The organism is Shinella lacus (genome assembly GCF_010994755.1).
GTDB lineage: Bacteria > Pseudomonadota > Alphaproteobacteria > Rhizobiales > Rhizobiaceae > Shinella > Shinella lacus.
On record NZ_WHSB02000015.1, the window covers coordinates 46133 to 69013 of the forward strand.

The window sequence follows — 22881 nt, forward strand, 5'->3', positions numbered from 1 at the left end:
CTTAGAGCTCCATGCCGAGGATCTTGCCGACGGTGAAGATATCCTTGTCGCCGCGGCCGGAGAGGTTCATCAGGATGATCTGGTCCTTGCCCATTTTCGGCGCACGCTTGATGACTTCGGCAATGGCGTGGCTCGGCTCCAGTGCGGGAATGATGCCTTCGAGCCTGGTCAGAAGCTGGAAGGCTTCCAGCGCCTCGTCGTCCATGATCGGCACATATTCGGCGCGGCCGATTTCGTGCAGCCAGGCATGTTCGGGGCCGATGCCCGGATAGTCGAGGCCGGCGGAGATGGAGTGGCCTTCCTTGATCTGGCCGTCGGCATCCTGCAGAAGATAGGTGCGGTTGCCATGCAGCACGCCCGGCGAACCGGCGGTGAGCGAGGCACAGTGCAGGTCACCATCGAGGCCCTTGCCGCCGGCTTCGACGCCGACGATCTGGACGCTCTTGTCGTCGAGGAAGGGATGGAAGATGCCGATGGCGTTGGAACCGCCGCCGACGGCCGCGATGACCATGTCCGGCAGGCGACCTTCGGCTTCGAGAATCTGCTCGCGGGCTTCCGTGCCGATCACCGCCTGGAAATCGCGCACCAGCTCCGGATAGGGATGCGGGCCGGCGGCGGTGCCGATCAGGTAATAGGTGTCCTCGACATTGGTGACCCAATCACGCAGCGCCTCGTTCATGGCGTCTTTCAGCGTGCCGCTGCCGGCGGTGACGGGGCGAACCTCCGCACCGAGCAGCTTCATGCGGAAGACGTTCGGCGCCTGACGCTCGACGTCGGTGGCACCCATGTAAACGACGCAGGGGAAGCCGAAGCGCGCGGCAACGGTGGCGGAGGCCACGCCGTGCTGGCCGGCACCGGTTTCGGCGATGATGCGCGTCTTGCCCATGCGCTTGGCGAGCAGGATCTGGCCGATGCAATTGTTGATCTTGTGCGAACCGGTGTGGTTCAGCTCCTCGCGCTTGAAATAGATTTTTGCGCCGCCGAGATGCTCCGTCAGCCGTTCGGCGAAATAAAGCGGGCTCGGGCGGCCGATATAATGGGTGCCGAGATGCTTGAGTTCGGCCTGGAAGGCGGGATCGGTCTTCGCCTTGTCCCATTCGTCCTGAAGCTCGAGGATCAGCGGCATCAGGGTTTCGGCAACGAAACGACCGCCGAAAATGCCGAAACGGCCGTCCTCGTCCGGACCTTCCCGGTACGAATTCAGGTTGGGTGACTGGTTCACTTGCCTCTCCCTGCGACGGCGGTCTCGCGTTCCGCTTTTCGTGCCGCTTCAAAAAACGCTTCGATCAGGCCGAGATCCTTGACGCCCGGGGCGCTTTCGAGCCCGGAACTGGCATCGATGCCCGGCGCGCCGGTGAGCTCGATGGCCTCGGCGAGGTTATCCTTGTTCAACCCACCGGAAAGCATGTAATCGACGCTTCCGTCAAGCAAATGCATCAGCGTCCAGTCGAAGGACACGCCATTGCCGCCCGGAAGCTCGGAGCCCGCCGGCGGCTTGGCATCGAACAGGAAGCGATCGGCAATGCCGATATAGGGCTCGACCTTCTTCAGATCGTCCGCATCGCGCACCGAAAGGGCCTTCATGACCGGCAGTCCATAGACCGCCTTGACGTTCAGCACGCGTTCCGGCGTTTCACTGCCATGCAGCTGGAGAATGTCCGGCGAAAGCTGGTCGACGATCTCGTCCAGCGTGTCATTGTCGGCATTGACCGTCACGGCGACGATTTTCACGCGGCCGCGCACGCGGTCTGCCAGACGTCCGGCGTCCGACGGCTCGATGTTGCGCGGGCTCTTGGGAAAGAAGATGAAGCCGATATGGCTGGCACCGAGCGAAACGGCCTTGTCGACGGCCTCCTCGGTCTTCAGTCCGCAGATTTTAATGTCGAGTTTCATGGGGAGGGAAGTCGCACGATTTTCCCGAAGAGTCGAGCCGAAAGACGGCGGTGGATCGCCCGAAACCGGCAACCGAACCGGCACCCTTGCATGGGCGCCAAGCGGGCCCATATTCACAAAAGACATCGACCGGAGACCTCCATGCGGCTCATCATCGCCATCCTTCTGCCCTTCCTCGTGTTTTTCACCATCGGGCGGCCGATCGCGGGCATTATCTGCCTCATTTTGCAGATCACGCTGATCGGCTGGCTGCCGGCCGCGATCTGGGCCGTCTATGCGCTCGGGCAGTACAATACCGACAAGAAAATCCGCGACGCGCTCGCTGACCGCCGCTGAATTCTGAATTGCGTCAGCCGAAGTCGACCGCGTGCAGCAAGCTGCCATTGCGCTTCAGCCAGCGCTTGGCGTCTTCCATGCCGGGGCAGAGCTGCTCGCAGAGCGTCCAGAAGGCCGGGCTGTGGTTCATCTCGCGCAGATGCGCCACTTCGTGCGCGGCGAGATAATCGATCACATGCGGCGGCGCCATGGCTATGCGCCAGGAGAAGCTGAGCGCGCCATCCACCGAGCAGGAGCCCCAGCGGCTGCGCGTGTCGCGCAGCGTCAGCGACTTGACCCGCTTGCCGACGCGGCCGGCGTGAACGGCGACCAACCGGTCCAACTCCAGCCGCGCTTCCTTCTTCAGAAAATCGCTGATGCGGCGCGGGATGCTCTCCTCCATGCCACCGACGCGCAGCACCGCCTCGTCATCGATGATCAGGGCCTCCGTCAGGCCACGCAGCCGGCCCGTCGCCTCGATGCGGTGCGAGACGCCGCGGATCATGACATAGCCGCCGTCGGCCAGCTCGTTGGTCGAGCGGAACTTGGCAAGCTTCGTCATCAGCCAGCCCTGGTGGCGATCGAGGAAATCGCGGATATCGCGCTCCGGCACGCCATTCGGCACCGTCATGCGCAGCGCCCGGCCGCCGGGCTCGATGCGCAGCGTCAGCCGGGTCGCGCGCAGGTCGCGCCGGATGGTCAGCGGCAGGCGCCGGCCATTGACGTCGAGTTCGCGCATCTCCGGCGGAGGCGGCGTCTTCAGGGCCTTGCGGGGCTTGCGAAGCGAGGAGAACATGGCACCTTTCATAGCCGATTCGGGCCCGACTGAAACGCCTCAACGAAAAACCGGCGCACGAGGCGCCGGTCGGGAATCTATTCCCCTCTTTCGTCATGGTCGGGCTTGACCCGACCATCCATGCCGCGGGTGCCGCGTGGATCCTCGGGTCAAGCCCGACCATGACGAGGGGTGAGGCAACGCCTCACGTTGCCGGGAAGCCCGGGACGTCGCCGTGGCCGGAGGCGCGGCGTTCGCGCATGAAGCGGTCGAACTCCTCCTGGTCCTTGGCGCGGCGAAGCTCGCGGACGTAGGAATCGAACTCTTCGCGCATCTCGTCGAGCTTGCGGCGCTCTTCATCGAGGCGCGACAGTTCGGCATCGCGCCAGTCGTCGAAGGCGACATTGCCGGTGGCGCTGCGGAACGAGGAACCGCCGCGGCGGCCACCCCATTTGCTGCGGCAGGAGGCAAACATGCCGTCAACCGTCTCGTTGGCGTCTTTCTTGAAGGATTTCAGGCGATCGCCGAAGATGATGTAGGCAAGCATGGCTAGGCCGAGGGGCCAGAACACCACGAAGCCGAGCACCATCAGGGCGATGGTCGCAGGCGTCCAGTCCGGACGGATAAGCGCTGACTGGTTCATGTGCAATCTTCCTCACGATCGGCGGAAACCACCCTGGTTTCCGACGATTCCGATGTGGGCAGAGCATGGATCGCGTTCAAGACAATGCCCGGCAAATTCGGGCAAGTGCCTGAAAGCGGCCCAGAAAATCAGGCGGCAGCGCCTGATTTTCCGCCCTTGATGACGCGCGGCACCTGCTTTGCCTTCTCGCTGCGGGCATGCTCGGCGATGAAGGACAGGATGCGCGGCGCGATTTCCTTGCGGAAGCGCGAGCCGTTGAAGACCCCGTAATGGCCGACATCCGGCTGCATGTAGTGCATGCGCATGTCGTCCGGAATGTTGGTGCAGATGGTCTGCGCCGCCTGGGTCTGGCCGACGCCGGAAATGTCGTCGTTCTCGCCTTCGACGGTGAGCAGCGCCACCTTGCGGATCGCCGTCGTATCGACGGGACGCGTGCGGTGCATCATCTCGCCCTTCGGCAGCGCGTGTTTCATGAACACGGTCTCGACCGTCTGGAGATAGAATTCCGCCGTCAGGTCCATGACCGCCAGATACTCGTCGTAGAAATCCCGGTGTTTTTCGGCCGCATCGCCATCGTTCTTCACGAGATGGGCGAAAAACTCCTTGTGCGCGACGACGTGGCGGTCGAGGTTCATCGACATGAAACCGGAAAGTTGCAGGAAGCCCGGATAGACCATGCGCATGAAGCCCGGCTGCGGCCACGGCACCGGCATGATAACATTGTCGCGGAACCAGTCGATCGGCTTTTCTTCCGCCAGCTTGTTGACGGCGGTCGGGTTGATGCGCGTGTCGATCGGTCCGCCCATCAGTGTCATGGTGGAGGGCGACAGCGGATCGTCATCGGCTTCCATGACGGCGACGGCGGCCAGCACCGGCACGGCCGGCTGGCAGACGGCGATGACATGGGTATCCGGCCCCAGCGCATGCAGCATCTGGATGACATAGTCGATATAGTCGTCGAGATCGAAGGTGCCGTCGGAGAGCGGCACCATGCGCGCATCGATCCAATCGGTGATGTGCACTTCCGCGTGCGGCAGCAGCGCTTCGACGGTGCCGCGCAGCAGCGTCGCATAGTGGCCGGACATCGGCGCGACGATCAGCACTTTTGGATCGCGGCGGTGGCCGGCCGGCAAACAGCGCTCGAAATGCACGAGATTGCAGAAGGGCTGCTTCCAGACGACCTTCTCATGCACGGAAATCGTCTTGCCGTCGATGAGCGTGGTCGGGAGGTCGAATTCAGGCTTGCCGTATCGCCGGGTCGAGCGTTCGAGGACCTCGAAGCCCGCGGCCATGGTGCGGCCGAAATAGGTGTGCGAGACCGGATTGAGCGGGTTGCGGAAGGCCATCCGCATCTGGTCCGCGACGGCGCGCCAGGGCGCCATCATCGCATGGTTCATTTCATAGAGCTGATAATACATTGAACGCGACACCCCGTCTTGGACAGTGCAGGCCGGAATGGCCGCCTCGTCCGGATCATCCCGGTTTCCGCAGGTGCGAAAGACTAACACGTTTTCGCTGCGGAGCAACAGACCGGAGCCGACCGGTCCGAGAGCATGGTAGGCCGCAGACCTTTCGCGGACATGAACAAATCCAGCGGGTAAGAGATCACGCCGCCCTATGCTGCGACGCGCACAATGGCCTTGATGAGACCCGATTTTTCCGTCGCCCAGCGGGCGAGGTCCACGGGCACGCGGTCGAGCGTGGTGCGGTGGGTGACGAGCGCCTCGACCGGCACCTGGCCGGCGCGGATATTTGCCATGACATGCTCGAAATCGGCGCGCGTGGCATTGCGGCTGCCGACCAGCGTCATCTCGCGCTTGTGGAATTCCGGATCGGAAAAGCGGATCTCGTCCTTGACGACGCTGACGAGCACCAGGGCGCCGCCATGGGCGACATAGGCGAAGGCCGCCTCCATCGATTTTGCATAACCCGTCGCGTCGAAGACGACATCGAAACCATCGCCACCGGTCGCCGTGGATACCGCCGCGGCAGCGGCGTCTCCCGCCAGAATGCCGCTGGTAAAACCAAAACGCTCGGCGGCGATGGCAAGGCGTTCGGCGGATGTGTCCATCAGCGTCACTGCATGGCCGGCGATACGCGAGAAGAGCGCGGTGCCGAGGCCGATCGGGCCGGCGCCGATGACCAGCGCACGAGACCCGGCCGGCGCCTGCGAACGGCGGACCGCGTGGGCACCGATCGCCAGGAATTCGACGGTCGCGGCCGCTTCCAGGGAAAGGCCATCAGCCGGATAAAGATTATCCGCCGGCAGCACGATCTCCTCGCAGAAGGCGCCATCCGTATGCACGCCGAGCACACGGATCGCCATGCAGCAGTTCGGCTTGCCCTGCCGGCAGGCGACGCAGGTGCCGCAGGACAAATACGGGTTGACGACGACGGGGGCGCCGACGGCAAATGCGCTCGTGCCGGGATCGACGACGGTGGCGGAAACCTCGTGGCCCATCACCCGCGGGTATTCGAGGAACGGGTGTTTGCCCTCGAAAATATGGTAGTCGGTGCCGCAGATGCCGACATGGCTGATGGCGAGACGCACCCAGCCTTTCGGAAGCGTAGCCGGATTCTCCCGCTCGACCGCCTCCAGGCGGCCGGGCTCGACGCAGACGATTGTCTTCATCTCAACGGCTTCCGCGGCGGCGCAGCTGGTCGAAATAGACGATGACGATGATCAGCAGGCCAGTGATGATGCGCTGCCAGAACGAATTGACGTTCAGGAGGTTCGCGCCGTTGTTGATGGTCGCCAGGATGAAGGCACCGAGCAGCGGCCCGTGCACCGAGCCGACCGCGCCGAACAGGCTGGTGCCGCCGATGACCGACGAGGCGATCGCCTGCAACTCCCAGCCTTCCGCCTGCGTGGCATTGCCGATGCCGATGCGCGAGGCGAGCAGCAGCCCGACGAAAGCGGCGCAGGTGGCAGACAGGATATAGGCGAGATAGATCGTGCGGTTGACATTGACGCCGGAAAGCCGTGCGGCCTCGGCATTCGAGCCGACCGCGAAGAGATAACGCCCCCAGCGTGAGAGGTGCAGGAAGACGAAGGCCGGGATCGCCACCAGGATCACCATCCAGAACAGGCTCGGCACGCCGAGGAAATCGGTGCGCGAGAAGTTGGTGAAGCCTTCATGGTTGATCGAGATCGTCGAGCCGTTGGTGATGAGCAGGCCGATGCCGCGCAGCGAGGTGAGCGTGGCGAGTGTGATGATGAAGGGCGGCAGGCCCATGCGCACGATGCCGAAGCCATGGAAGGCGCCGATCGCCACCCCCATCAGCAGCGTCAGAATGATCGCCGCCCAGAGCGGCACGCCCGCCTGGAGCAGCCAGGCGACGATGACGCTGGTGAAGCCGACGATGGCGCCGACCGAAAGGTCGATGCCGGCGGTGATGATCACGAAGGTCTGGCCGACCGCGAGGATCGCTGTCATGGCGCCCTGGCGCAGCAGGTTGCTGATATTGTTCGGCGACCAGAAGGCATTGGTCGACAGGCCGAGCAGCAGCCAGAGGAACAGCAAAAGGCCGAGCAGCGTCAGGCCGAGCAGGATGTTCGTGCCCTTCTTCGGTGCCGGTGCGCTTTCCGTCGTCGTCTCCACGCTCATGTTTGTTCTCCTTTATCGCGCGGCGGCACTGCATGTTTTCACGCAATCCCGGACGCAAAACCGCTTCGCACTTTTGCTGGTATTGCTCTAAATGCCGATGGCCTGGGTCAGGACGTCCTCGTGCGAGGCCGCCCGGTGGTCGTGGCTGGCGACGAGCCGGCCGCCGCGGAAGACATGCAGCCGGTCGGAAAGCTCGTAGACCTCCGGCAGGTAGGACGAGATCAGGATGATGCCGGCGCCCTTTTTCAGAAGCTCGCCGAACAGGCGGTAGATTTCCGCCTTTGTGCCGACATCGACGCCGACCGTCGGCTCGTCGAAGATGAACAGCCGGGCGCCATGGCTCAGCCACTTGCCGATGACGATTTTCTGCTGGTTGCCCCCAGACATGGCGGAGGCGAGCACGCGGCGCGACGGCGTCTTGATGCTGAGATTGCGGATCTGCTGGTCGGCATTTGCCGCCTCGTCGCCCTTGCGGATCACGAGCCCCGAGCTCAACCGCTTGAAGATCGGCAGGTTTATGTTGAGGCCGATCGGCAGGTTGAGGCAGAGACCCTGGTCGCGACGACTTTCCGGCGCCAGCGCGATGCCGAGCTCCATGGCGTCGCGTTCGTTGCGAATGTCGACCTTCTTGCCGTCCCAGAAAACTTCACCGGCCGAAAGCGGCTGGCGGCCGTAGAGGCCGAGCGCGAATTCGCTGCGCCCGGCACCGATCAAACCATAGAGGCCGACGATTTCGCCCGAACGCACCGTCAGCGACACATCCTCGAAGCCGGGTCCCGAAAGCCCCTTCGTCTCGACGATGGTCTTGCCGATCGGCACCTTTTCCTTGTGGTAGATCTGCTCGATCGTGCGGTTGATCATCAGCGCGATCAGCTCGTTGTCGTTGGTCTCGCTGATAAGGCGCGTGCCGACATGGGTGCCGTCGCGCAGGACCGAGACGCGGTCGGCGAGCTCGAAGACCTCTTCCATGCGGTGGCTGATGTAGACGATGGTCACGCCCTGGTCGCGTAGCCGGCGAATGAGCCGGAAAAGCTGGGCGGATTCCTGGCGCGTCAGGTAGGCGGTCGGCTCGTCGAAGATGAGGAAGCGGATGCCGCGCATGGCGGCCTTGGCGGTGGCCACGAGCTGCTGCTGGCCGATGGTGAGGCTGCCGAGCAGGGCGCCTGCCGGCAGCAGGAAGCCGAGATCGTCGAGCACGGCCTGCGCCGCGCGCTCCATGGCACCCTTGCGCATCAGGCCGTAGCGATCCATCTCGTCGCCGAGGAACATGTTGGCCGCGACGGAGAGATGCGCGCAGAGCACGACCTCCTGATGCACCGCATTGATGCCGCGCTTGATGGCCTCGGTGGGGGTCGCGAGCTGCACCGGTTTGCCGCACCAGAACACCTCGCCCGCCGTGCGCCGGATAACCCCGGTCAGAAGTTTGATCAGCGTCGATTTGCCGGCACCGTTTTCGCCGACGATGGCGTGGATTTCGCCCGCCAGGAACGTCACCGTCGCCGGCTTCAGCGCTTCGACGAGGCCGTATTTCTTTTGAAGTCCCCGCAGTTCGAGGATTGGTGCGCCGCGCGGCACCGTTTCGGATTCGGCGAGTTTCGCCTCGTCTTCGTGCCGATGGCTGAGCTCTTCAAGGCTGCTCATCGCTGTCTCCTCCCGACTGCGTGGAAAGCGTCCCGCCCGGATCATGCGGCCCGGGCGGGAGATCGTCAAACGCCGTGCATGAAACCGATCAGATCTTTGGGTTCAGCAGGGCGTCGATCTTCGGATCGGCCATGTTTTCCTTGGTCACCAGGTTGGCGCCGGTATCAACGAAGGTTTCCACCTTTTCGCCCTTGGAGACCGCGAGCGCCGTCTTCACGCCGTCATAGCCCATGCGGTACGGATCCTGCACGACGAGGCCGGCGAGCACGCCTTCCTTGAGGAAGCCGACGGTCTTTTCATCCGAGTCGAAACCGATGACCTTGATCTTGTCGCCGAGCTTGTTTTCCGCGATCGCCTGGCCCACGCCCTGCGCCATGATAAGGTTGGAGGCGAAGACGCCGACGAGGTTCGGGTTGGCGGTGATGAGGTCGGTCATCATGTTGAGGCCGGTGGTCGCCTGGCCATCCGCATATTTGTCAGCCACGACGCTGAGGCCCGGATATTTGGTCTTGATCTGATCCAGGAAGCCTTCACGGCGCTGGTCGAGCGAGCCGACGCCCGGCAGGCTGGTGATGATGGCGATCTCGCCCTCTTCCTTGCCGGTTGCGGCCTTGACCGCCGCGGCAAGGCCATCGGCGGCGATGCGGCCGCCCTGCACGTTGTCGGTCGTCAGGAACGAGGTGAAGGCCTTCGAATCCGCGCCGGAGTCGATGCCGATGATCGGCACGGACTTTGCCGCTTCGTCGACCGGCTTGCCGAGCGCCTTGAACTCCGTCGGCGAGATGACGACGGCGGCCGGGCCACCCGCGACGGCGTTTTCGAGAATGCTGATCTGGCCGTTGATGTCGGATTCCGACTGCGCGCCGAGCTCCGGCACGTTGACACCGAGATCCTTGCCGGCGGCGCGCGCGCCCGCAAGCACGATCTGCCAGTAGAAGGACGTGGTGTCCTTGACGATGATCGGGATGGTGACTTCCTGCGCGAAGGACGCGGCAGGGGCCATGGTGGCGAGGACTGCGGCACCCGCCAGCGCCGTAAAGGCGCGGCGAGACAGAAGCGATCTTACAATGCTCATCAGATTTCTCCTCTCTAGTGCTCCCTGTTGCTTATGCGATCGCGTCGCAGGAAGCGGACAACTCGATCTTTTATCGATAAAAAACAGTATTGCTCCACGCTATACCCGCCTGCCCTCCTTGGCAAGCAAGCAATCCCTTGCAAAAAACCGTGTCCTTTCAGGCATTCCAGTCATCGCCATCCGTCCTCCCAAACGGTGGCCGCAGGTGTTCAGACCCGGTAGACCTCATGCGGGTGCACGACACCCTTCTTCAGAATGATATTGCCATAAAGCCGGAACTCCGTCGTGGCGACAATATAGGCGGCCTTCTTCGCCATCTCGTAGAAGGCGAAGCGCTCGACGGCATGCACCGTGAAGTCGCCGGCGAGCCGCTGCACGAGATCCTGGAAAGTGACGCAAATTTCCGGCACCGCGGCCGGATCACCGACGACCTCCATGCGCCAGGCCGCCTCGGGCACGATGGTATCGAGCGGCATATGGGCAAGGATGGCCTCGGTGATCGACACCGCATCGACGCCGTCCGCCCGGATCACCTTAGGGCCGAGAAAACTCGACGGAAAATTCGCGTCCGCAATGACGATGTCGTCGCCATGGCCCATGGTCCTGATCGCGTGCAGCAGGTCCGGCCCGAGCAGCGGATGAATACCCTTCAACATGGTTCTGCCGATCCTCCCAGATCGAAATCATTGCCGGACGGCGTCGTCTCCCAGTTCCGGCGCAACGAGTATATGCGGCTCGAAAGCCGGATAAATGTCTTTCGAGAACGTCATGCGCGCGAGCGCCATATTGCGATGAAGGCTCTCCCGCTTCGCCGTGCCCAGAAGCACGCAAGCGACGGCGGGATGCTCCAGCGGAAATTTCAGCGCCGGTGCGGCGAGCGGCACATGCTGCCCGCGCGCGATCTCCATCATCGCGCGCACCTTGCCCGCCACCTCCGGCGTTGCCGGCATATAGTCGAAATGCGCGCCTTCGACCGGACCCGTCGCCAGGATGCCGGAATTGAACACGCCGCCCACCACGAGGGAGGTGCCCTTCTCCTCGCAGAGCGGCAGAAGCTCCGCGGCCGCGGAACGGTCGAGCAGCGTATAGCGCCCGGCAAGCAGGATGCAGTCGAGATCGGCATGCCGCAGCACATCCAGGCAGACCGGCACCTCGTTGACGCCGAGCCCGAAGGCCTTGATGGCGCCGGAGGACTTGAGCTCTTCCAGCGCCTTCAAGCCGGAGTCGAGAAGCGCGCGCAGGTGAACGGCGTTGCGCTCGGCACCGTGCGTATAGACACCGATATCGTGCACATAGAGCATGTCGATGCGGTTCAGCCCAAGCCGCGCATGGCTGAGTTCGACCGAGCGCATGATGCCATCGTAGCTGTAGTCGTAATGCACATCGAAGGGCAGCGGATCGACATAGCCGTAGGCCGGCACCTTGTCGTCGGCGACGGGCACCATGATGCGGCCGACCTTGCTGGACAGCACGTAACTGCCCTTCGGCTTGTCGCGCAGGAAATCGCCAGTGCGGCGCTCCGCCAGGCCGAAGCCATACCAGGGCGCGGTGTCGAAATAGCGCACGCCCTCCTGCCAGGCGGCATCGAGCGTCGCCATCGCCGTATCACGCGGGCAGGCCCGGTAGAGCCCGCCAAGCGCTGCGGTGCCGAAACCATATTCGGTCACGGCGAGGCCCGTCCTGCCGATGGTCCGCGTTTTCATGCATCCTCCCGGCCGGCGTCCTCTCGCCGGCATTTGTCTTTTATCGGCAATAGACAGATCATCGTCAATGGGTAATATGCACGAAGGAGGAAACGGAGATGCCGACGGGCGGACGCGATGCGGCTGGTCGCCTGGTCATTTGCCCGATCAGCCATTAAGGGACGCGACATCCCAGGAACCGGCGGCACCCATGGCCAAACAGAACAACGTCTTCAAGGACGCCTTCAATCGCTGCGTCAAGCTGCTCGAGCAATCGGCAAGCCTGCCCTCGGAGCCCGAGCTTGGCGCCGCGCTCGGCGTGAGCCGCACGACCGTGCGCGCGATCCTGACCCGGCTTGAAGATGTCGGGCTGCTCGCCTGGGAGAAGCGCCGCAAGATCGTGCTGCGCAAGCCGCTCGCCTCCGATTATTTTCCGACGGAAGAGACGGATTCGCTCTCCGAAATCATCGAGCGCAGCTTCATGCGCCGGATTCTCGCCGGCGGCGCGGAGCCGGGCATGCAGATCAACGAGCTGGAACTGGCGCGCGAGATCGGCATCGGCACCACCAGCGTGCGCGAATTCCTCATCCGCTTCAGCCGCTTCGGCCTCATCGAGAAGCGGCCGAACAGCCATTGGGTGCTGAAGGGCTTTACCCGCGAATTCGCGCTGGAACTGACGGAGGTGCGCGAAATGTTCGAGCTGCGCTCGGCCGCCGCCTTCGCGCGCCTGCCGGCGGAGCATCCCGCCTGGCTGGAACTCGATGCGATCGAGTCAGTGCATCACGCCATTCTCGGCGATATCGAAAATCGTTACCTGGATTTCTCCGAGCTCGACGAGCGCTTCCACCTCTTGGTGCACCGCGCTTCGAAGAACCGTTTCATCGTCGATTTCTACGACGTCATCGCCATCGTCTTCCACTATCACTACCAGTGGAACAAAACGAATGCCCGCCAGCGTAATGCAAGGGCAATGGAGGAACACCTCGCCTATATCGCGGCATTGCGCTCACGCGATCCCACACAGATCGAGGATGCCTGCCGGCGCCACCTGAAATCGGCGCGCGAAACCCTGCTGCAATCCATCAACTGACGAGACCGCCATGCGAACCCCCATCCTGCAATTCGGAACCAGCCGCTTTTTGCAGGCCCATGCGGATCTCTTCGTCAGCGAAGCGCTGGAGAAGGGCGAAGCGCTTGGCCGCATCACCGTCGTCCAGACGACAGGTTCGCCGGAACGCGCCGGCCGGCTTGCGGCCCTTGCGGCACCGGGCGGCTTTCCTGTCATCGTGCGCGGGCGCAAGGACGGGCGGGAGATCAACCGCGAACAGCATGTCACCAGCGTCGCCCGCACGCTTTCGACGGCGAGCGACTGGGACGAGGTCGTCCGCGTCTTCTGCGACGAATCCGAGGTCGTGCTCTCCAATACCGGCGATACCGGCTACAGGATCGGGCAGGTCGATCTCGCCGACGCGGTGCCGGCCTCCTTCCCGGGGAAATTGCTGGCGCTGCTGCATGCCCGCTTTCAGGCGGGCGGGCGCCGGCTGACCATGCTGCCCTGCGAGCTCATCTCGCGAAACGGCGAGGTATTGAAGCGACACGTGCTCGGGCTGCAAGCCGATCGTTACCCGGATTCTGCATTCTCGGCCTGGCTATCGGAAAAGGTGATCTGGGCGAATACGCTGGTCGACCGCATCGTTTCGGAACCCATCGAGCCGGCCGGCGCGATTGCGGAACCCTATGCGCTCTGGGCGATCGAAAATCAGCCGGGCCTGACCGTGCCGTGCAGGCACGCGAACATTCTCGTCGTCGATGACCTGACGCCCTACGAAAAGCTCAAGCTGCACATCCTCAATCTCGGCCATACGGTGCTGGCGGATATCTGGATGAAGGAAAACCGGCCGGCGGAGGAAACGGTGAAGGCAATCCTTGGCGATGCCGGCATTCGCGAGAGGCTTCTAACGATCTATCGCGATGAGGTGATTCCCGGTTTCGCCGCCAAGGGGCTGGGCAAACAGGCGGAAGACTATGTGGCGGCAACGCTGGAGCGCTTCGACAATCCGTTTCTGGAGCACCGCATGCGCGAGATCGCCAACCACCATGCGGAAAAGCTGGTTCGCCGCATCGTCGACTTCAAGGCCTGGACGCCGGACGTGCCGATGCCCAGGCTCACGGCCATCGTGGCGGCTCAGTAGCCGCTGCGTTCGCCCGCCTTCTCCTCGCCGAGGAAGCGGCGGCGCAGGCCATCAGCCGCGGAGACGAGGCAGGTGACGTCGGTGCCGATCGCCATGAAATCCGCACCGAGATCGCGGTAGATTTCGGCCTGCGGCAGCGACACGGTCATGATGCCCCGCGCCTTGCCGGCCGCCTTGATGCGCTGGAAGGCATCGGTGATGGCCGCCAGAACCTCCGGTGCGCCGGGTTCGCCCAGCAGCCCCATGTCGGCTGCGAGGTCCGACGGGCCGATGAACAGGCCGTCGACACCCTCCACCGCGGCAATCTCGTCGATCGCGGCAAGGCCGGCGCGGCTTTCGATCTGCACGATCAGGCAGATTTCGTCGTTGGCGGTTGCGAGATAATCCGGCACACGGTTGAAGTCGCTCGCTCGGCCAAGGCCGGCGCCGACACCGCGAATGCCATGGGGCGGATAGCGCACGGCGCGCACCAGCGCCTCCGCCTCGGCCGCCGATTCGACCATCGGAATGAGGAACGTCTGCACGCCCTGATCGAGCAGCTGCTTCAACAGCCAGGCCTCGCCCATCGGCGGGCGCACCATGGCGTGGCTCGGCGAATGGCGCAGCGCGCCGATCTGCGCGCTGATCAGCGGCATGTCGTTCGGGCCGTGCTCGCCGTCGATCAGCAGCCAGTCATAACCGCTGCCCGAGAGGATTTCCGCGGCATAGGCGCTGCCGAGCGCCACCCACAGGCCGAGCTGGAACCGGCCCTCGCGAAGGGCCGCCTTGAAGGCGTTTCTGGGTGCTGCCACGATCTTTCCCTCTCAAAACGGAAACCGGCCGGCATAATGCCGGCCGGATCTTCACGATGGATGCTGCTCAGGCGATGCCGCCGAGGCAGACATATTTGACTTCCATGAACTCCTCGATGCCGTATTTCGAGCCTTCGCGGCCGAGACCGGACAGCTTGACGCCACCAAAGGGCGCTTCCGCCGTGGAGATCAGGCCGGTATTGACGCCGACCATGCCATATTCCAGCGCCTCGGCGACGCGGAAGACGCGCGACAGTTCCTTGGCATAGAAATAGGAGGCGAGGCCGAATTCCGTGTCGTTCGCCTGGGTGATGACGTCATCCTCGTCCTTGAAGCGGAAGAGCGGCGCGACCGGTCCAAAGGTCTCTTCGCGGGCGACGGCCATGTCGGTCGTCACGTCGGCAATGACAGTCGCTTCATAGAAGGTGCCGCCGAGCGCATGGCGCTTGCCGCCCTGCACGACCCGGCCGCCCTTTTTCAGCGCGTCGGACACGTGTTCCTCGACCTTTTCCAGCGCCGACTGGTCGATCAGCGGGCCGAGGACCACGCCTTCGTCAAAGCCGTTGCCGGTCTTCAGCTTGCCGACGGCGGCGGCGAGCTTTTCGGAGAAGGCGTCATAGACCGCATCCTGCACATAGATGCGGTTGGCGCAGACGCAGGTCTGGCCGTTGTTGCGGAACTTGGCGATCAGCGCGCCTTCGACGGCCGCATCGAGATCCGCATCGTCGAAAACGATGAAGGGCGCATTGCCACCGAGTTCGAGGCCGAGCTTCTTGATGGTCGGGGCGCACTGCTTGTAGAGCTCGGCGCCGATTTCCGTCGAGCCGGTGAAGGTGAGCTTGCGCACGATCGGGTTGGCGGTCATCTCCGCGCCAATCTCGCGGGCGGAGCCCGTGATGACGCTGAACAGGCCGGCGGGCAGGCCGGCGCGCTCGGCGAGGATCGCGATGGCGATGGCGGAAAACGGCGTCTGCGAGGCGGGCTTCAGCACCATGGCGCAGCCGGCAGCGAAGGCCGGGCCTGCCTTGCGGGTGATCATGGCATTCGGGAAATTCCACGGCGTGATCGCCGCGACGACGCCGATCGGCTGCTTCATCACCAGAAGGCGCTTGTCCTTCTGGTGGCCGGGGATGATGTCGCCATAGACGCGGCGCGCCTCTTCTGCGAACCATTCGACGAAGCTCGCGCCATAGACGATTTCGCCGGTGGCTTCCGCCAGCGGTTTGCCCTGTTCCATCGTCAGGATGCGGCCGAGATCGTCCTTGTTCTCGATCATCAAGTCGAACCACTTGCGCAGCACGGCCGAGCGTTCCTTGGCCGTGCGGGCGGCCCAGCCCTTCTGCGCGGCGGCAGCGGCGTCGATCGCTTCCTTCGTCTCCTTCGCGCCGAGTTTCGGCACGTAGCCGACGAGTTCGCCGGTCGCGGGGTTCTTCACCGCTATGCCGCTCGAATCCGCTTCGATCCAGCGGGTGCCCACCAGGGCTGCCTGGCGAAGCAGGCTCGGGTCTTTGAAGCTCATCGGATATCTCCCATTTCGCGATGCCGTTCTGACGTGTTCGCCAAGCGTTATATTGCCTCCGCCCCCCGTTCGACAATGCGACAGAGAGGTGATTTTACCGCTTCGCGCGGGCGGGCGCCGGGTCTAGAGTTCACCCGGAAAAAACCCACATTCGAGGACTGCAATGACTGAAAAGACCGGCCGCACCGCAGATCACGCCATCGACCCCATTTTCCTCGACCGCTGGTCGCCGCGCGCCTTCACCGGCGAGGCCATGCCGCAGGAGACGCTGTTGTCCCTGTTCGAGGCGGCGCGCTGGGCGCCTTCGGCCGCCAACGGCCAGCCCTGGCGCTTCGTCTACGGCCATCGCGGCACCGATGCCTTCGAGGCGATCTACCAGACGCTCGACGAGGGCAACCGCCGCTGGGCGGACAAGGCCGCCGTGCTCGCCGTGATCATCTCCCAGACCCACCGCAAGAATGCCGACGGCGAAATGCGCCCGGCCTATACCCACGCCTTCGATACGGGTGCCGCCTGGGCCTATCTCGCCCTCCAGGCCATCCATGCCGGCTACCACGCCCACGGCATGGGCGGCATCGACCGCGCGAAGGCCATGGACGTTCTGGATGTTCCGGAGAGTTTTCGCGTGGAGGCGGCGGTCGCCATCGGCAAGATCGCGCCCAAGGAGACGCTGCCGGAGGACCTGATGAAGCGCGAGATGCCGAGCGGGCGCAAGGCGGTCGAAGAGTTCGTTTCCGAAGGCCGGTTTTCCGCCTGACCCCTGAAATGAAAGAGCCGCCTCGCGGCGGCTCTTTAGGGATCAGATGTCGAGGTTGGCGACGCTCAGCGCATTTTCCTGGATGAAGTCGCGGCGCGGCTCCACCTCGTCGCCCATCAGGCGGGCAAAGAGACCGTCGGCATCCGTCGCATCTGGCACCCGCACCTGCAGGAGCGAGCGGACGTTCGGGTCGAGCGTCGTTTCCCAGAGCTGCTCGGCATTCATCTCGCCGAGACCCTTGTAGCGCTGCATCGACAGGCCCTTGCGCCCGGCGGCGAAGACAGCGTCGAGCAGGGCGCGCGGGCCGGTGATTTCCACCTGGCCATCCTTGCGGCGCAGCACCGGCTGCACCGTGTAGGTTTCCAGGAAGCGCGCCGAGAGCTGGTCGATGTGGCGGGCATCGGCCGAGCCGATCAGCGCCATGTCGATATGGGCGAACTCCTTGACACCGCGCACCATGCGCTCGAAGCGCAGGCCACCGTCCGTCGCGACCGAACCGGTCCAGCCGCGTTCGGTCTCCTCGGCGATCAGGTCGAGGCGGCGGGCCACCTCCTGCGCCTTGGCGGCAAAGGCGTCGCGATCATGGCTGAGTTCGAGGTTCAGCGCCCCGGTAATCGCCGCCTGTTCGACGATCGAGCGGCTGTAGCGCGAATGCAGGCCATCAATCAGCGTGCGCAGGCGCAGCGCGTCCTGGATCAGCTCGCGGATATCCTGGCCGGCGCGCACCTCGCCGGAGCCGAGCTCCAGCGTCGCATCGTCGAGACCCGCATTGATCAGGTACTCTTCCAGCGCCTTCTCGTCCTTCAGGTACTGGCTCGATTTGCCGCGCGCCACCTTATAGAGCGGCGGCTGGGCGATGTAGAGGTGCCCGCGCTCGATCAGCTCCGGCATCTGCCGGAAGAAGAAGGTGAGCAGCAGGGTGCGGATATGGGCGCCGTCCACGTCGGCGTCCGTCATGATGATGATCTTGTGGTAGCGCAGCTTGTCGGCGTTGAACTCGTCCTTGCCGATCGACGTGCCGAGCGCGGTGATCAGCGTGCCGATTTCCTGGCTGGACAGCATCTTGTCGAAACGCGCGCGCTCGACATTCAGGATTTTTCCGCGCAGCGGAAGAATGGCCTGGTTTTCGCGCGAACGGCCCTGCTTGGCCGAGCCGCCGGCCGAATCACCCTCGACAAGGAAGACTTCCGACTTGGCCGGGTCACGCTCGGAGCAGTCGGCGAGCTTGCCGGGCAGCGACGAGATGTCGAGCGCGCCCTTGCGCCGCGTCAGTTCGCGGGCCTTGCGTGCGGCTTCGCGGGCGGCGGCGGCTTCCACCACCTTGCCGACGAGGATTTTCGCATCCGACGGATGTTCCTCGAACCAGGTGGAGAGCGCCTCGTTGACGAGGTTTTCGACGACCGGGCGAACCTCGGACGAGACGAGCTTGTCCTTGGTCTGCGAGGAGAATTTCGGATCCGGCACCTTGACCGACAGCACCGCCGTCAGCCCTTCGCGGCAATCCTCGCCCTGCAGCGTCACCTTTTCGCGCTTCATGATGCCGGACGTATCGGCATAGGAGACGACCTGGCGGGTCAGCGCGCCGCGGAAGCCCGCCATATGCGTGCCGCCGTCGCGCTGCGGGATGTTGTTGGTGAAGCAGAGCACGTTCTCGTGGTAGCTGTCGTTCCACCACATGGCCACTTCGACGGTAATGCCGTCCTTTTCGCCGCGGATGGCGATGGGCTTGGAGACCAGCGACTTCTTGGCACGGTCGAGATAGTGCACGAAGGCTTCGAGGCCGCCCTCATACATCAGCTCGTCCTGCTTGATATCCGAGTGGCGGCGATCGGTAAGCAGGATGCGCACGCCGGAATTCAGGAAGGCGAGTTCGCGCAGGCGGTGCTCCAGCGTCGAATAGACGAATTCGATGTTGGTGAAGGTGTCCGACGAGGGCAGGAAGGTCACTTCCGTGCCGGTCTCGTTGCCGCAATCACCGGTCACCACCAGCGGGCTGTCGGCCACGCCATGGGTGAAGCTCATCTCGTGGATTTTTCCCGCGCGGCGGATCTTCAGCTTCAGCTTGACCGAGAGCGCATTCACCACGGAAACGCCCACACCGTGCAGGCCGCCCGAAACCTTGTAGGAATTCTGGTCGAACTTACCGCCGGCGTGGAGCTGGGTCATGATGACCTCGGCCGCCGAAACGCCTTCTTCCTTGTGGATGTCGGTCGGGATGCCGCGGCCGTTGTCGGTTACCGTCACCGATCCGTCCGCGTTCAGCGTGACGGTCACGATATCCGCATGGCCGGCCAGCGCCTCGTCGATCGCGTTGTCGACGACTTCGTAGACCATGTGATGCAGACCCGAACCGTCATCCGTGTCACCGATATACATGCCCGGGCGCTTGCGCACCGCATCAAGCCCCTTCAGGACCTTGATCGAATCTGCGCCATACTCGGCCGGGCCGTTTTCGGTCTCGGGTGTGTCAGTCATTCAGAAGTCTTTCCAGGTTGTCGCGGAAGACGGGAAGCGCGGCGAATCACGGCTTTCCGGGTCTTGCGAATATAGGGATTTTGCCCTGAAGTTCCAAATCAGAGAGGGGGTAAACACGGCAGAATTCAGGGGATCAACGGGGTTTTGCCCGGGAATTGCATGCTTTTTCGAGAATGCCGGCGAGGCGACGCACCGTCTCGGGCGGCAGGCTGCCGATTTCAGCCGAAAGCCGGTTGGCAAAGGCCGTATATTCCGGCGGAAGGCCGGCCGTATCGACCACGACGCGCGGGTCGGAAATCTGCGCAATGCGGAAAAGTTCTTCCGCCTCGTCCCAGATCACGTTGAAATAACCGGCGACGCGCTGGAGGAAATCGAAGCTCGGCGTTCCGCGCCGTCCGTGCTCCAGCGCCGAAAGATAGGCCGGACTGACGCCGAGCGCCAGCGCCATCTCCTTCTGCGAGACGCCCTTGCGGTCGCGCAGGTGCCGCACGGCCTTGCCGAAGGGTGTCGTCATCGCTTCTCCCCCGGCTGGCGGGCAAGCCGCACATAGAGCGCACCCTCGCCGCCATGGTTGCGCGCCGCCGGCTCGTAGGAGGAGATCAGCGGGCGAAACTCCGGCAGCGAGAACCACAGCGGCACCGCGCGCTTCAAGGCACCGTCGCTGCCGAGCGAGGTGCCCTTGCCGGTGATGACCAGCACATGGCGCAAGCCGCGCTCATGCGCCTTGATGAGGAAGCCGAGCAGGAAACCGTGCGCCTCGCTCTGGATCATGCCGTGCAGGTCGATGCGCGCTTCGAGTGCCAGGTGCCCCTTGGCGATCTTGCGCTTGACCGGCCGCTCCATCGGGTGGTGCCGGACCTCCTTGTCACGCGACGGGGTGAGCGCGATGCCCTCGGCCGCCTTGCCGGGCTTCTTCTTCGGTTCCGGCTCCGGGGACTTCTGCGCCTCGGGCTTTTCGGCAAAGGCCGCCTCGAACTCCGTCAAGGCATCGAGCTTGCCCGGCATTGCCCGCGTGCTGCGCGCCACCTTGCCCCAGAGGATGCGGTCTTCGCTGGAGAGCGCCTTATCCTTCGGCATGGAGGTATCTCTCCGCCGCCGCCCTGGGGATGAGGATGTGGAAGGTCGCGGCATTGCGGACATGGCCCGCCAGCGCCCCCGCCGCATCCCCCGAACCGGTAAAGATGTCGCCGCGCGCCGGGCCGACGATCGCCGTACCCGTATCGAGCGCCAGCATCAGCCGCCGGAAGGGTTTGCCGCCGTCCATATGGTTGAGGCTGTCGCTCGACAGGAAGAAGGGCAGGCCGAAGGTGTGGATCAGCCGGTCGACCGCAAGCGACCGGCCGGCAACGAGCGGCACCTTGGCGGCGGCGATCGGCCCGAGCGACGGATCGTCGACCGCGGCTTCCTTGAAGAAGATGAAGGAGCGGTTGTGCCAGAGCACGTCGTCCACCTGATCCTCATGCCGCGCCAGCCAGTCGCGGATCGAGGCCATGGAGACGGTGGCGGCGTCGATCTCGCCGCGATCGATCAGGAGCTTGCCGATCGGCGAGAAAGGATGGCCCGACTTGCCGGCATAGGTGATGCGCTTCATCGCGCCGTCCAGATAGACGAGGCGGGCAGCGCCCTGCACATGGGCGAAGAACACATCCACCTTCGAGCGCGCATAGGCGATTTCCAGCCCGCGGCCGGCGAGATAACCGCGCTCGATCTCGCCGCGATCCGGATGTTCGACGAGCTCTCCGGCCTTTTGCAGCCCAAATGCAAAACCCGGCGCGAAAGCGGCCGGGCGATTGTCGTCGTCGATATCGACCAGGTCGTCGGGCCGGGCATAGAAAGGATAGCGGTATTCCGCATCCGGCGCGGCGCGCACCGCCACTTCCGGCTCGTAGAAGGCGGTGACGAAACCGGGGGAGCCGTCCGCCTTCTCAATCAGGAACGGCACGCAATGGGCTTCGAAGAAAGCGCGGACCGCCGCCGGGCCTTCCGGTTTTTCGTCGGCCGCTGCATCCAGCAACACCAAAAGCTCGCCGGCGGAGATGCCGAGCGAGCCTGTCTTGTAGGGTTTTACGGTGCGGATGTGGTCTCGACAGCGGCCCATTGCCGCCATCAGCGGCGTCGGGTCGTCCTCGTCCCAGCCGGGAAGCGCCGAAAACCGGGCCGGAACCAGGCGATACTCCATGGCTTGGCCCCGCTCAGCCTTCCGATTCGGTGGCGATCAGCTTCCAGTTCGGGTCGCGCGAGCGGATGTCGCGGGCGAAGGTCCACAGGTCGTTGACCTCGGCCACCGTCTCCGCATCGCCTTCGACCAGCGCACCTGACTTGTCATAGGTGGCGGAAATCAACTGGCTGATGATGCGCAGCGTCACGTTGACTTCGCTGTCCTTGACCTCGGCGCTGACGATATCGGCCTTCTCGATGCCGACGAAGCTGGAGCGCACGACCTCGCCCTTGCTCTCGCGTTCCGAGATGGCGGCGTCGAAGCCCTCGTAGACTTCGCGAGACAACAGGTTCTTCAGCGCCTTGCGGTCGCCGTCGGCAAAGGCGACGACGATCATCTCATAGGCCATGCGGGCGCCATTGACGAATTCCTTCGGGTTGAAGGAAGGATCGACCTTGACCACCGAGCGCAGCTGCTCGTTGAGGGGCGTGCCGGGGGCGGCAAAGCCATCGACGGAGGCGTAGGGATTTTCCTCTTCGTCCGAGCCGTCGCGCCGCGGCAGCGTGACCACCTTGCCGCGATCGGCCGAATCAGCCTCGCTGACGGTCTCGCGCTTAGAGTACGGATCGAACGGCGGGCGCTCGCTGCCGGTACGCCGGCCGAGCACGCTGCGCAGCTGCAGGAAGATGACAACCGCAGCCACCAGGAAGAAAATCGTTACAAAGTCGAATGAGCCCATTATCGATCCGCAGCCGTTTTGGTTTTTCTTGTTCCTTCCCCATATAGTCCGCAAAGACCGATCATTCAAATGGCGATGACGTGAAAGCGGCCGAAACCGTGCCGCCAGTATCGGCACGCGCGAATCTGTGCGAGATTACGGGGCATGCTGAGACTTCTTATTCCTTTCTTCATTCTTCTGCTGCCGCTCGCGGAGATCGCCTGTTTCATCCTCGTCGGGCGGCGGATCGGGCTTTTCTCCACCCTGTCGCTGGTCGTGCTTGCGGCCGTCGTCGGCATCGTGCTGATGCGCATCCAGGGTTTCGGCGTGCTGACCCGGCTGCGGCAATCGGCACAGACCGGGCGCGCGCCCGGCAAGGAGCTGCTCGACGGGGCGATGATCGTCGTCGCCGGCATCCTGCTTTTGATCCCCGGCTTCCTCACCGATATCATCGGCCTCGCACTGTTCCTACCGCCGGTGCGCACCTTTCTCTGGAACCGGCTGATGCGCAACGTGGTCGTGGTCGACATCGGCGGCGCGCGGCCAGACAATAGGCCGAAAACCGGCCCGCAGCGCACGATCGATCTCGACGAAACCGACTTCCAGCGCGACGACCGGCCCTGAGGGCAAAGGGCTGCC

Annotated in this window: 23 protein-coding genes; 5 read left to right on the forward strand and 18 right to left on the reverse strand. The window is 64.0% G+C overall.

The window, feature by feature from the left end; all coding sequences use genetic code 11:
- Position 1 precedes the first annotated feature (1 nt).
- Together trpB and GB927_RS27555 are read right to left on the reverse strand one after the other, a co-directional pair.
- Complete coding sequence (trpB, locus tag GB927_RS27550; RefSeq protein ID WP_256120432.1) at positions 2-1222, reverse strand: tryptophan synthase subunit beta; 1221 nt, start codon at positions 1220-1222, stop codon at positions 2-4.
- Positions 1219-1893 carry a phosphoribosylanthranilate isomerase gene (locus GB927_RS27555; RefSeq protein ID WP_256120433.1) on the reverse strand — a complete coding sequence of 225 codons (675 nt, stop codon included), beginning with the start codon at positions 1891-1893 and terminating at the stop codon, positions 1219-1221. The genes trpB and GB927_RS27555 overlap by 4 nt, the downstream gene beginning before the upstream one ends.
- Before the next feature lie 141 nt (positions 1894-2034).
- Between GB927_RS27555 and GB927_RS27560 the strand changes: the two genes are divergently transcribed.
- Positions 2035-2229, forward strand: coding sequence for a YqaE/Pmp3 family membrane protein (locus GB927_RS27560; protein WP_256120434.1), 195 nt, complete (start codon positions 2035-2037; stop codon positions 2227-2229).
- A gap of 13 nt (positions 2230-2242) precedes the next feature.
- Here GB927_RS27560 and GB927_RS27565 read toward each other — a convergent pair whose 3' ends face one another.
- From GB927_RS27565 to GB927_RS27605, 9 genes are all read right to left on the reverse strand, one after another.
- Entirely contained in the window at positions 2243-3004 is a 762-nt protein-coding gene (locus GB927_RS27565) for a M48 family metallopeptidase (RefSeq protein ID WP_256120435.1), read from the reverse strand.
- Between the two features lie 184 nt (positions 3005-3188).
- A complete protein-coding gene (locus GB927_RS27570) occupies positions 3189-3626 on the reverse strand; it encodes a DUF2852 domain-containing protein (protein WP_256120436.1) in 438 nt (145 codons plus the stop codon).
- A 128-nt stretch (positions 3627-3754) separates the two neighbouring features.
- A complete protein-coding gene (phaZ, locus tag GB927_RS27575) occupies positions 3755-5044 on the reverse strand; it encodes a polyhydroxyalkanoate depolymerase (protein ID WP_256120437.1) in 1290 nt (429 codons plus the stop codon).
- 197 nt (positions 5045-5241) lie between these two features.
- Complete coding sequence (locus tag GB927_RS27580; RefSeq protein WP_256120438.1) at positions 5242-6258, reverse strand: zinc-binding alcohol dehydrogenase family protein; 1017 nt, start codon at positions 6256-6258, stop codon at positions 5242-5244.
- A 1-nt stretch (position 6259) separates the two neighbouring features.
- Entirely contained in the window at positions 6260-7234 is a 975-nt protein-coding gene (locus tag GB927_RS27585) for an ABC transporter permease (RefSeq protein WP_256120439.1), read from the reverse strand.
- 87 nt (positions 7235-7321) lie between these two features.
- Positions 7322-8875, reverse strand: a complete 1554-nt coding sequence (locus GB927_RS27590; RefSeq protein ID WP_256120440.1) for a sugar ABC transporter ATP-binding protein — start codon at positions 8873-8875, stop codon at positions 7322-7324.
- A gap of 88 nt (positions 8876-8963) precedes the next feature.
- Complete coding sequence (locus tag GB927_RS27595) at positions 8964-9950, reverse strand: ABC transporter substrate-binding protein (RefSeq protein WP_256120441.1); 987 nt, start codon at positions 9948-9950, stop codon at positions 8964-8966.
- A 209-nt stretch (positions 9951-10159) separates the two neighbouring features.
- Positions 10160-10606 (reverse strand): RbsD/FucU family protein, encoded by a 447-nt coding sequence (locus GB927_RS27600; protein ID WP_256120442.1) that lies wholly within the window; start codon positions 10604-10606, stop codon positions 10160-10162.
- A 27-nt stretch (positions 10607-10633) separates the two neighbouring features.
- Positions 10634-11653 carry an aldo/keto reductase gene (locus tag GB927_RS27605; RefSeq protein WP_256120443.1) on the reverse strand — a complete coding sequence of 340 codons (1020 nt, stop codon included), beginning with the start codon at positions 11651-11653 and terminating at the stop codon, positions 10634-10636.
- Between the two features lie 190 nt (positions 11654-11843).
- Between GB927_RS27605 and GB927_RS27610 the strand changes: the two genes are divergently transcribed.
- Together GB927_RS27610 and GB927_RS27615 are read left to right on the forward strand one after the other, a co-directional pair.
- Positions 11844-12722 carry a GntR family transcriptional regulator gene (locus GB927_RS27610; protein WP_256120444.1) on the forward strand — a complete coding sequence of 293 codons (879 nt, stop codon included), beginning with the start codon at positions 11844-11846 and terminating at the stop codon, positions 12720-12722.
- Between the two features lie 10 nt (positions 12723-12732).
- Positions 12733-13824 (forward strand): mannitol dehydrogenase family protein, encoded by a 1092-nt coding sequence (locus tag GB927_RS27615; protein WP_256120445.1) that lies wholly within the window; start codon positions 12733-12735, stop codon positions 13822-13824.
- Here GB927_RS27615 and GB927_RS27620 read toward each other — a convergent pair.
- Both GB927_RS27620 and gabD read right to left on the reverse strand, forming a co-directional pair.
- Positions 13818-14615, reverse strand: a complete 798-nt coding sequence (locus GB927_RS27620) for an aldolase/citrate lyase family protein (protein ID WP_256120446.1) — start codon at positions 14613-14615, stop codon at positions 13818-13820. The two genes, GB927_RS27615 and GB927_RS27620, sit on opposite strands and share 7 nt — an antisense overlap.
- A 67-nt stretch (positions 14616-14682) precedes the next feature.
- A complete protein-coding gene (gene gabD / locus GB927_RS27625; protein ID WP_256120447.1) occupies positions 14683-16134 on the reverse strand; it encodes an NADP-dependent succinate-semialdehyde dehydrogenase in 1452 nt (483 codons plus the stop codon).
- A gap of 163 nt (positions 16135-16297) precedes the next feature.
- Between gabD and GB927_RS27630 the strand changes: the two genes are divergently transcribed.
- Complete coding sequence (locus tag GB927_RS27630) at positions 16298-16891, forward strand: nitroreductase family protein (RefSeq protein ID WP_256120448.1); 594 nt, start codon at positions 16298-16300, stop codon at positions 16889-16891.
- 42 nt (positions 16892-16933) lie between these two features.
- On the opposite strand, the gene gyrB is transcribed toward GB927_RS27630, so the two are convergent.
- The 5 genes from gyrB to GB927_RS27655 all read right to left on the reverse strand — a co-directional run bounded on the left by gyrB (position 16934) and on the right by GB927_RS27655 (position 22263).
- The gene (gene gyrB, locus GB927_RS27635) at positions 16934-19366 is read right to left on the reverse strand and encodes a DNA topoisomerase (ATP-hydrolyzing) subunit B (protein WP_256120449.1); all 2433 of its coding nucleotides are present in this window, start codon (positions 19364-19366) and stop codon (positions 16934-16936) included.
- A gap of 133 nt (positions 19367-19499) precedes the next feature.
- Positions 19500-19880 carry a helix-turn-helix domain-containing protein gene (locus GB927_RS27640; RefSeq protein ID WP_256120450.1) on the reverse strand — a complete coding sequence of 127 codons (381 nt, stop codon included), beginning with the start codon at positions 19878-19880 and terminating at the stop codon, positions 19500-19502.
- Positions 19877-20443, reverse strand: coding sequence for a Smr/MutS family protein (locus tag GB927_RS27645; protein WP_256120451.1), 567 nt, complete (start codon positions 20441-20443; stop codon positions 19877-19879). The genes GB927_RS27640 and GB927_RS27645 overlap by 4 nt, the downstream gene beginning before the upstream one ends.
- Positions 20430-21545 (reverse strand): murein transglycosylase A, encoded by a 1116-nt coding sequence (gene mltA, locus GB927_RS27650; protein WP_256120452.1) that lies wholly within the window; start codon positions 21543-21545, stop codon positions 20430-20432. The genes GB927_RS27645 and mltA overlap by 14 nt, the downstream gene beginning before the upstream one ends.
- Before the next feature lie 13 nt (positions 21546-21558).
- The gene (locus GB927_RS27655) at positions 21559-22263 is read right to left on the reverse strand and encodes a Tim44/TimA family putative adaptor protein (RefSeq protein ID WP_256120453.1); all 705 of its coding nucleotides are present in this window, start codon (positions 22261-22263) and stop codon (positions 21559-21561) included.
- Positions 22264-22407: 144 nt separating this feature from the next.
- Here GB927_RS27655 and GB927_RS27660 point away from each other — a divergent pair, with 144 nt between their 5' ends.
- Positions 22408-22866 (forward strand): FxsA family protein, encoded by a 459-nt coding sequence (locus tag GB927_RS27660; protein WP_256120454.1) that lies wholly within the window; start codon positions 22408-22410, stop codon positions 22864-22866.
- Positions 22867-22881: the final 15 nt, after the last annotated feature.